This is a genomic window from Synechococcus sp. W60.3, assembly GCF_047502615.1.
Lineage (GTDB): Bacteria > Cyanobacteriota > Cyanobacteriia > Thermostichales > Thermostichaceae > Thermostichus.
On sequence record NZ_JANSHJ010000005.1, the window covers coordinates 22,570 to 31,630 of the forward strand.

A 9,061-nucleotide genomic window follows, 5' to 3' on the forward strand; every position below is an offset into this window, starting at 1 on the left:
GCAGAAGCCTGAGACCTCAGCGTGGGATTTGACACTCCCACCCAAATGGACTCGCGAAGGCGCTGTCAAGACGCCCCTAGACAGTCCTTTGAGGCATAACCTCAAAGTTCTGCTTACTGTAGGTTGTTTTCCTGGAGAAGCTCTGTACTAACTCTAACAAAGAAGCAACTAAAGTGGCTCAAGGGCTTTTCCGCCCCGCACTCAAGTACGGGGCTACCAAGCTATCCTTTTGTGTCAAAGTTGGGGCAGATGAGGTAGGTGAAGCGTAAAGGTTGTCCAGCCGGCGGCGCTGCTCACCTCGATGGATCCGCGCAACTGATCCACCATCTGTTTCACCAAGGCCAAGCCCAGACCCGTGCCCCCTTCCTTCCAAGGATCGTTGCTGGGAATGCGGTAAAAGCGCTCAAAGATGCGGGTCAACTCCTCGGCGGGGATCGGCTGGCTATTGCTGACCTCGACGATGCTGCGGCGGTTTTCGGTTTCTACCCGTAGGCGGATGGATCCCTGGGCCGGGGTGTATTTCACAGCATTGTGCAGCAGCTCCCGCAGGATACGTTGCAACAGCAAGGGATCCGTTGTGATGGTGCTTTCTAGGGGGACGCTGGCTTGAAAGCTCTGCCCCTTGGCGCGGGCCCGCTCTTCGGTAACGGTCAGCAGATCCCCCAGCAGATCTCGCCAGGTGAGGGCTTGCACCTCCAGCGCATAGGCCTCCGCCTGCAGCCGCTGCAGATCCAGCAGGTCGTTGATGAGCTCGATCTCCCGCTGGCACTCCCGCTCGGCAATGAGGAAGTATTGCGCTCGTTTCTCCTCTGAGCGAGCTATCTGCAGCATTTTCAGGGCCATTTTCAGGCTGGCCAGGGGAGTGCGCAGCTCGTGGCTGACGGTGCTGATGAAGTCGTCTTTGAGACGGTTGAGGCGCTCCAGGGCTTGCACCTGCTCTTGGGCAGCCTGGAACAGGCGCGCCTGCCGCAGCCCAATGGCACATTGGTTGGCCACCTGCTGGATAAGTTGGATCTCCTGGTCGTCGAAAGGACGCGCCGCCGAGCGAAAGATCCACAGATCCCCCAGCACTTGGCCTTTATCTAGCAAGGGACAAGCCATTACTACCTGGCGGTTTTCCGAGGCTCGCCCTAAGAAGCAAAATAGACAAGGCTGCCCTGCAGTTAATTGTCGATACACGGTTTCGTAAGGCCCTCCCTGCAAAGGGATGGAGAGGTTCAGATAAGAATCGGAGCGGGGGCAATACTCGTAGCGGATGGTGGCAAGGGTGAAATCGGCGTTGTAAAGGCTGATGTCGCAGCCATCGGCATCTAGACTTTCTCCCAGCTCGCGCACGGCGGCGCTGAGGATCTCAGCTTCGTCGAGAGAATCGCGCACGCGGTTGGCAATGCTTCTTAGGAGAGCCTCAAATTGCAAAGCCCGCTCTAGCTCCGCAGTGCGCTGCCGCACTTTTTCTTCTAGCGTTTGGTTTAGAGCTTTTACCTGCTCGTACAACTGAGCCTGTTGCAACGCGATAGCCAACTGGTCGGTCAGCTTCTGCAAAAGCTCAATTTCCCACTCCTGCCACGGGCGGCTGGATTGGCAGTGCTGCGCCACCAAGAGGCCCCAAAGGTCTTCACCCCGTCGGATTGGGATCACCAAGTTGGCCTGGGCCTGGAAAGATTCCAAGAGCTGCCGATAGCAAGGATCCAAACTGGCGGTCGCCACATTTTCGATGGCTTGCACAAAGCCCTGCTGGTACTTGCGATAGCAGGGATCCCTGTGGAAATACTCATCCCACACGTAGCGGCCCAAGTGACTAGGCCAGGGATCCACCACTGACTCAGCGGCCACAAACCCCCCTGCCCCCTCCTGCAACTGGTAGATCATTACCCGATCCACCTGGAGAAACTCCCGCACCTCGGCAGTGGTTGTTTGCAAAATAACTGGCAGGTCTAGAGCTTGTCGGATCCGCCGCAGCAAAGCCCCTAGTAGTCGCTCCCGCTCTGCTTCTTGCATCAACAGATCCTGAGCCTGCTTAAGAGGCGTTATGTCCACAACAACGCCACAGACGGCATAGGGATCCCCCTGGCAATCTCGCAGGGCAAATTTGGTAACCCACTGGCTCAATTGCTTGCCATTGCGGGAAAAAATCCGCTCGTAGCTGACAGGATCCGGAGATTGGAGGGCTCTCTGATCCTGCTCTCGGAACTCGCGGGCCTCTTCGGGAGTGAAAAGCTCATCATCTAGCTTGCCAATAAGTTCTCCTAGCTCAGAACCTCTCTGTTGTAGATAAAACCTGTTGGCGTGAAGATAGCGCCCCTCCAGGTCTTTGAGGAAGATGGAAAAGGGGATCCTGTCCAGAATAGCTCTAAGGCGAGCCTCACTTTCTTGTAGAGCCAGCTCCACCTCTTTTTGCTCGGTGATGTCTTCCGTAACACCTACAAAGCGGATGATTTCTTGCCGCTCATTAAAAATAGGCTGACAGGAAGTGCGTAACCAGCGCAGGCTGCCATCTCGATGGAAGATGCGGTAGGTGATTGGCTGCTCCCCTCGAATAACTCGAGGAAGAGATCGAAGAACACGGGGCAGATCTTCAGGGTGAAGCCTTTCTTTCCAAAGATCCGGTTTTTGATAAAACTCCTCCGGTGTGTATCCCCAGATGCTTTGACACCGGGGGCTTTCGTAGAGAACTTGGCTGAGATCTGCGGAACAGACGAAGAAACTCACCGGCACAGCCTCGGCCATTTCCCGAAAGCGGGCTTCGCTTTCCCGCAAAGCTAGTTCCACCTGCTTTTGTTGGGTAATGTCGCGGCTGCTGCACACAATCCCCTGCACTAAAGGATCCTGCAAAAGGTTGGTGCAGCAGCTCTCCAGCCACACCCAATGGCCATCGGCGTGCTGCAACCGATAGACAAAGCTGAGCGTCTCGCCTGGGCTAGCTCTTAGGCGCTGGAAAGCGTTGACAACAGCCTGTCGATCTTCAGGGTGGATCCACTCCCAAGGCAGCGGCTCTCCCTCTTCAAGACAGCGCCCTAGGATCCTCTTAGCCGCCGGTGAGTTAAGGCAATGCAACCGGTCCTGGCCGTCAATTCGGCACAAGATCTCATGGCTGTTGTTGATGAAGGCGCGAAAGCGCTCCTGCTGCTCTACTAGCTCTTGTTGCAGGCGCTTTAGCTCGGTGATGTCTAGGCTAACGCCGAGAACCCCCCGCCCTTCCGATTGCTCTCTCAGGGGCACGACTACGGAATAGGTATAGCGCTCTTCTCCCTGAACGAGCTCTTTCCCCTCGTACTTGACAACTTCCCCTCGAAGGGCGCGGGCGACATACTCTTGCCAGTCCCCGTGTTCTCGATCCACCTCCTCCAAAGAAGTGCCCAGCAGATCGCCAAACCAGGCGCGGTCGGTGGCATTTTGTAAAATCAGCACTCCTTGAGGATCCCTGGCCCACACCGATAACGGCAGGGCATCTAGCACAGCGCGCAGTTGGGCTTCCCGCAGCCGCAGGTTTTCTTCCCATTGCTTCTTCTCGGTAATGTCTCGGCCTAGCCCACGAATAAACTGCAACCGGCCCCGCCAGTCAAAGATGCCCTGGTTGACCCACTCCAACCAGCGCACCTCTCCCCGCCCATCTATTAACCTACTGACTTGGCTAAAGAAGGGGTGCTGAGGAGTGAGCTGGGCTATTTTCTGCCGCACCTCCTCTTGCTCCTCTACTGGCAGGGCCTCAAGCCAGCGCCTGCCCCGCCAATCGCCTAAAACCTTCCGACAAGTTTCGTTGCACTCCACAACCGTTGTATCCGCCCGCGCCAGCATGACGATGTCTGCAAAGCCCAGCTGAGCTTGCTGCAGCCGCCGCCTTTGCCAGTAAATAAGCCCTGCTAGAGAAGATCCCCAAAGGACTAGCCAAAGCCAAGTGGGCAAGGTGTTCTGGCTGAGTAAGGTAATCAGGTTAACCAAATCTCCAGGGACGCTCATAGAAGTTAGGCTGGCCGATTAATCGGTAGCATTTCTAACCTAGACTCAGGCTGGCCGATTAATAGGTAGCATTTCTAACCTAGACTCAGGCATTGTGCCAGCATTTCCGCTATCTCCCTGGGGAGGACAGCATTCCCTGACAAGGGAGCTTCAGGATAAGGGGTTCTTTTTTGGATTTCCTGAGTGTTTAGTTAGATAGATATGCTTGAATCCAGCCCACCAGCCGCTGAGAGAGCACGAAAGCCTCTGGCTCGCTCCCTTTTACGCCTACTTGGCTATTGAAGCAAGCGATGACCTCCTCTTTTGGATCAGGTTGGGAAGGGTCTTCGCGAAACTGGAGCCGCACCTGACTTTGGACTTGGAAACTCTCTTGGGCTTGGTTATCTAAGAGCTCCCAGCCTACCCGATGTATCCGCACCCCTTGCAATTGAGCCAAGGGATAGGAGAACGCCTGCTGCCGCCAAATTCCCCAAGGGCCACGCAGACGGGTTAAGGTGACCCGTTGGTTTTCGCGATCCAAGCTCAAGATTTGCCCCAACCCCCAAGGGATCCCAGTCCATAGGCCCACCCCCACAAGCACCAACCCCAAGAGCAGCGAACGAGCCCACAGCTGGGATCCCAGCGCCAACAGCCCTAGGTCCACAACCACTCGCCAGGCCAGTTGCTCAGGGGTAAACCTTTGCAGGGCAATCCGCAGCCGTCTGGGGTTGCGCTCCAGGACTTGCAGGTGAAGTGGTGCCATGAAAGCGGATCCCGTTTTTGGGGCCAGTTTACCAGGTGCCTTAGAACCCTAGAACTCAGGCTCGGCAAAAAACTCTGACAAATCCAAGGCAAAACCAGGGATCACCTCTTCGCCTTCCAGAATGTCCCCTGGCCGCTTCAATGCTGCGGGCTCAGGCTGGCGGTAGACTAAAACATACTTTTCTTCGGGATGAATGACCCAAACAAGGCGGGATCCATTTTCAAAGTACTCGACGATTTTATTGTGGATCTCTCCCACTGTGTTGACTTCAGAGAGAACTTCTACAACCAAATCTGGGGATCCCTCGATATAGCCCTTGGGGATCCCGCCAAGGGATCGCAGCCGCTCCTTGGAGAAGAAAGAACAATCTGGGGAGCGGCGATTGCCAGATTTCATCTTAAACGAAGTATCGGAGTCAAAAGTAAAGCCAATCTTTTGGCTGCGAACATAGGCACCTAGGAGGATGTGAATCAAACTTACATAGTATCCATGCCTTGCACTTGCCGAACCCAAAGCAATCAGCTTCCCATCGACAACTTCATAGCAATTGCCATCATCGGGCAGAGCCATAAACTCTTCATCAGTCCAAATCTTCCGAGAAGCTGTTGCAGAGCTTTCGGCAGGTTCCTTTGCTAGCCTTTCCAGAGCTTCAATCATGGTAGCCCTCTCAGATAGCTAAAACAACTAAGGGATCCTCGCTTGGGCAAACACATCCTGGGGGACAACCTTCAAGCCGGGCAGAAACTCATCTTGGATGGCTTGGGATCCCGTAAAAGTCCGCGGCGGGGCATCGGGGTAGAAAACGGTGATGCTCTTGGCTTGGGGATCCACAACCCAAACGCGAGGGATCCCAGCTTCCAGATAGTCCGCTGCTTTTTGAAGTACAGCCCCAAAACTCTGGCCGGGAGAAAGAATCTCCACTACCAGTTCGGGAGCGACGGGACAAGGGCCGTCTTCCTCAAGCTGCGCTGGCCAGCGTTCAAAGGAAACATAGAGCAAATCGGGAACAGGAAGCCAATCTTGATCCTGCCTTTGCAAAACAACTGCCAGCTCTGTGTACACATCCCCCTTGCCTTGACACCAGGCATCCAGAATGAAAAGCAGCCGCTTCTGCAAAGAGGCATGAAATCTCTGAGGAGACATCGGCAAATCTTTGGGAACAGCTTGTCCATTGACCAGCTCATAGGTAGTATCTTCCTCTGGCAAGGCGAGAAACTGTTCGGGAGTAAGTTTTGGATGAGCAATCGACAGCTCTTCGGTCGATAGCATGCCAGGATCCCTCTCGTTCTAGAGGCCAACTGCTTTCTAGTTCTAGGCTAACTTTGGGTTTTTCGCCTTCACTGCGCGGGAAAAGGCCTCTTGTTTTTGGGAAGGGGGGGCTTCCAGGTTGCGGTAGCTTGCCAGCGGTTGTGCTTTGATGCGTTGCAGACCCACCTGGAGGATCCCTATGGCTAAAACCCTTTTGACCACCCTGGGCACTGGCGACTACACCGAGACGACGTATTTCTTTGGGGAGCAAAGGGCAGACAAAACCTGCTACGTCGCCAAGGCCCTCTGCCAGCTCTTTGAAATTGATAGAATCATCCTCCTGCTGACGGAGGAGGCCCGCGCCAAGCACTGGGGCCGCTTGCAGGAGTCCTTGCCACCCCAGGTGGAGAAGGTGGCCAAAGCCATTCCTGAGGGCAAAACGGAAGCGGAGACCTGGGAGATTTTCGACGTGCTGGTCGATGGCATCGAGCCCAACAGCCGGCTGCTTTTTGATATCACCCACGCCTTTCGCTCCATCCCGCTGCTGGTGCTCTTGGGAGCCGCCCTTTTGCGCAAGGCCAAAAATGTCGAGATCCAGGGGCTCTACTACGGCCTCTACCGCCCTGGCCAGGCGGAGACCCCCATTATCGATCTCACGCCGGCCATTCGGCTTCTGGACTGGCTGACGGCCAGCGACAAGTTCATCAGCACCGGCTCGGCAGTAGAGCTGGGCCAGCTTTTGGACACCGTTCAACGGGACTTCTACCGACAGCAAAGGCCCGGCAAAGGGGATCCCCGGCCCACCCGGCTGCAGGGCTTTGGACAGGCCATCCGCGACATCTCCCGTTCCCTAGAGCTGGTGAGGCCCGTCAGCCTGCAGGAGGACTTGCGCAAGTTACAACGCCACCCTACCGAGGAGTTGGCCAAGGAAGCGGGCCAATTTGCCAAGCCCCTTGGCCTACTGCTGCAAAGTATTCAAGATAGCTACAGCCAACTGGCGCTGCCGGCAGAAAAGGCGGCGGATCCCCAAGCGCAAGTTCAAAAGCACTTTCAACTGCTGCGCTGGTATGTTGAAAAGCGCCTCACCACCCAAGCCATTCTCTTGGCCCGCGAGTGGGTGGTCTCCGCCCTTTGCCTCTGTGAGGGGCTCCAAAGCTACCGCGAACGAGAAGCGCGGCAAGAAGTTGAACACCAGTTGGGATCCCTTATCCAGCGGAGAAAGCAGCTCTTGGGAGATCCCCCTGCAACTGGCGAATCAGGGTCATCCCTCATCCAGCAAGAGGAGCAGCTTCAGTTTCTTCCTCCCATTGCCGCCCACGTTTCGGATGTGAAGCAGCTTGCTGATCTTTGGTCTTGCCTAAGCGAATACCGCAACGACGTGGCCCATGGGCAGATGAATCCCGATCCCCTAGGCGGCGAGGCCTTGGAGAGCTTTGTGCTGCAGAAGCTGCTGCCCAGCTTGGAGGCGCTGTTTCCCGAATTGACTCGGCTAGAAAAGGATCCCTCCGCTTCTTGGTAAACCCAAGACATTGGCAGCTTCGTTCCCGCTTTTCAAGCCTAGTTAAAAAGTTGGCCAAGCTCAAGCTTGATCCTCCCAGACGACCAGAAAAAAAGCTGAAGAAATCTACGAAGCAAGGGGGATCGACGGATGGTGTTTTGTAGCCTCTGTAACCTCGACACCAGACGGCTGCCGGGTTCTTGTCTTTGTTGTTCTAAACGTCCCCTTCCTGCTGCGAGAACACCATGGCTTATCACTACTGGCAAGCGAAGCTTTAGGGTCTGCTGCACGACCCCGCCCTCAAGGCCCTCCACGACGCCTCTGGCCGCGCCAAGGAAGGACTGTGGCCAAACCTAGCTGCCCCTCCACGCACACCGCCCCCGTGGAGAGGCCCGAGACATCCTTTGTGCCCTCGGCCAGCTTGTTGGCCTCCTGGAAGAGCGTCCCCGCATCCCCGCCCAGGTAGGCGGTGTAGACCACGCTCCCCTGGAAGATCGCTCCCGGGGTCTCCGAAGTAAAGCAAACCTTGTAGTCCAGGCTGACTCCCGTGAGGTTCACCCGGGGGTCGGGGGTGTACTGGATCACCACGGGGCCCACCGTCTTGGGGTTGGGGCTAATGCCCTCCTACCCCACCGTGAAGGTGCCCGAGAGGTCGGCGTAGTTCAGGACGTTGACCTCGTAGTTGAAAGGGACGCCGCAAGCGGCAACCCCCAAAGGGAGCCCTACCCAGAGCCAGCCCTTAGCCAGAAAGCCATACCCTTTGCCTTTACGCATTCCTGCCTCCTTTCCGGGACCTCTAGGGTCCCTACCTCCATCTTCCTCAGGGGGGCTTACAAAAACCTTAACCCCCTCAAAGCTGGGCTGGCTGGTCTTGCGGTTTCCCCTGGCCCTCCTTCCCATCCCCCTTGGGCTTCTCCTTGCCCTGGTCCTCCAGCCTCTTCGTGAGCCCCTCCAGCAGGCGCTCCGAGAACCCCAGGGCCACGAAGAGCCCGTAGGCGGCGGGCGGGCTGAGGAGGGGTCTTAGCCCCCCTCCCAAAGCCTGGGCCTCCACCAGGGCCCAGAAGACCAAGTACCCCCCCACCGCCCCCAAGGCCCCCAGCACCGGGGCCAGGAAGAGGGGAACCCAGTAGGCCCCGTAGTCGGTGGGAAGCTCTTTCGTGGCCACCACCCGCAGGAGCCGGGAAAGGGCTCCCCCGAGGAAGCCCAGAACAAGCCCCGTCTCCAGGCTTAGCCCGTTGGGAAGCCCGGGATCGAAGCACCCCAGAGCCACCCCCAGGCCAAGCCCCACCAGGAGAAGCCAGGCCGCCTTGTTGTGCAGGGTGAGGAGCCGGGCGTACCTCGCGTCCCGGGCGCCGTGGAGAGCGGCTAAAAACTCCTCCAGGAGGGCCCTTTGCACCCTGGGATCTGGCTTTTGGCAACACCGGGCGTTGGATTCTGCTTGACCCGAACCCTGGCCGGAACCTCCACCCTGGGATGGGGACCCCTGTTGGGGGTCCTGGCCCTCCAGGCCTAGGGCACACTTTAGCTGTTTCTGCCAAAGCGCCCTTTCCTCCTCCGAGAACTCCCCGAGCTCCCCCAGGCCCCGCACCAGGCGGGCCCTCACCTCCTCATCACTC

Annotated in this window: 8 protein-coding genes; 1 reads left to right on the forward strand and 7 read right to left on the reverse strand. The window is 57.1% G+C overall.

Going from position 1 to position 9,061, the window contains the following annotated elements:
- Positions 1-234 precede the first annotated feature (234 nt).
- From NW846_RS02895 to NW846_RS02910, 4 genes are all read right to left on the reverse strand, one after another.
- The gene (locus tag NW846_RS02895; protein ID WP_414347133.1) at positions 235-3,957 is read right to left on the reverse strand and encodes a PAS domain S-box protein; all 3,723 of its coding nucleotides are present in this window, start codon (positions 3,955-3,957) and stop codon (positions 235-237) included.
- Between the two features lie 187 nt (positions 3,958-4,144).
- Positions 4,145-4,699 (reverse strand): hypothetical protein, encoded by a 555-nt coding sequence (locus NW846_RS02900; protein ID WP_414347135.1) that lies wholly within the window; start codon positions 4,697-4,699, stop codon positions 4,145-4,147.
- Positions 4,700-4,747: 48 nt separating this feature from the next.
- Complete coding sequence (locus tag NW846_RS02905) at positions 4,748-5,356, reverse strand: Uma2 family endonuclease (RefSeq protein ID WP_414347137.1); 609 nt, start codon at positions 5,354-5,356, stop codon at positions 4,748-4,750.
- A 27-nt stretch (positions 5,357-5,383) separates the two neighbouring features.
- Positions 5,384-5,968 (reverse strand): Uma2 family endonuclease, encoded by a 585-nt coding sequence (locus NW846_RS02910; protein ID WP_011431342.1) that lies wholly within the window; start codon positions 5,966-5,968, stop codon positions 5,384-5,386.
- A gap of 178 nt (positions 5,969-6,146) precedes the next feature.
- Between NW846_RS02910 and csx2 the strand changes: the two genes are divergently transcribed.
- Positions 6,147-7,466, forward strand: coding sequence for a TIGR02221 family CRISPR-associated protein (csx2, locus tag NW846_RS02915; protein ID WP_414347140.1), 1,320 nt, complete (start codon positions 6,147-6,149; stop codon positions 7,464-7,466).
- Positions 7,467-7,745: 279 nt separating this feature from the next.
- Here the strand turns inward: csx2 and NW846_RS02920 are convergent, their stop codons facing one another.
- The 3 genes from NW846_RS02920 to NW846_RS02930 all read right to left on the reverse strand — a co-directional run bounded on the left by NW846_RS02920 (position 7,746) and on the right by NW846_RS02930 (position 8,841).
- Entirely contained in the window at positions 7,746-8,033 is a 288-nt protein-coding gene (locus NW846_RS02920; RefSeq protein WP_414347142.1) for a hypothetical protein, read from the reverse strand.
- Between the two features lie 36 nt (positions 8,034-8,069).
- Positions 8,070-8,219: a hypothetical protein gene (locus NW846_RS02925; protein WP_414347144.1), complete on the reverse strand. Its 150-nt coding sequence runs from the start codon at positions 8,217-8,219 to the stop codon at positions 8,070-8,072.
- A 76-nt stretch (positions 8,220-8,295) separates the two neighbouring features.
- Positions 8,296-8,841 carry a hypothetical protein gene (locus NW846_RS02930; RefSeq protein ID WP_414515258.1) on the reverse strand — a complete coding sequence of 182 codons (546 nt, stop codon included), beginning with the start codon at positions 8,839-8,841 and terminating at the stop codon, positions 8,296-8,298.
- Positions 8,842-9,061: the final 220 nt, after the last annotated feature.

Bases quoted from the DNA above. Each gene is read 5' to 3' on its own strand.
- NW846_RS02895 (WP_414347133.1), bottom strand. From the start codon at position 3,957: ATGAGCGTCCCTGGAGATTTGGTTAACCTGATTACCTTACTCAGCCAG.
- NW846_RS02900 (WP_414347135.1), bottom strand. From the start codon at position 4,699: ATGGCACCACTTCACCTGCAAGTCCTGGAGCGCAACCCCAGACGGCTG.
- NW846_RS02905 (WP_414347137.1), bottom strand. From the start codon at position 5,356: ATGATTGAAGCTCTGGAAAGGCTAGCAAAGGAACCTGCCGAAAGCTCT.
- NW846_RS02910 (WP_011431342.1), bottom strand. From the start codon at position 5,968: ATGCTATCGACCGAAGAGCTGTCGATTGCTCATCCAAAACTTACTCCC.
- csx2 (WP_414347140.1), top strand. From the start codon at position 6,147: ATGGCTAAAACCCTTTTGACCACCCTGGGCACTGGCGACTACACCGAG.
- NW846_RS02925 (WP_414347144.1), bottom strand. From the start codon at position 8,219: ATGCGTAAAGGCAAAGGGTATGGCTTTCTGGCTAAGGGCTGGCTCTGG.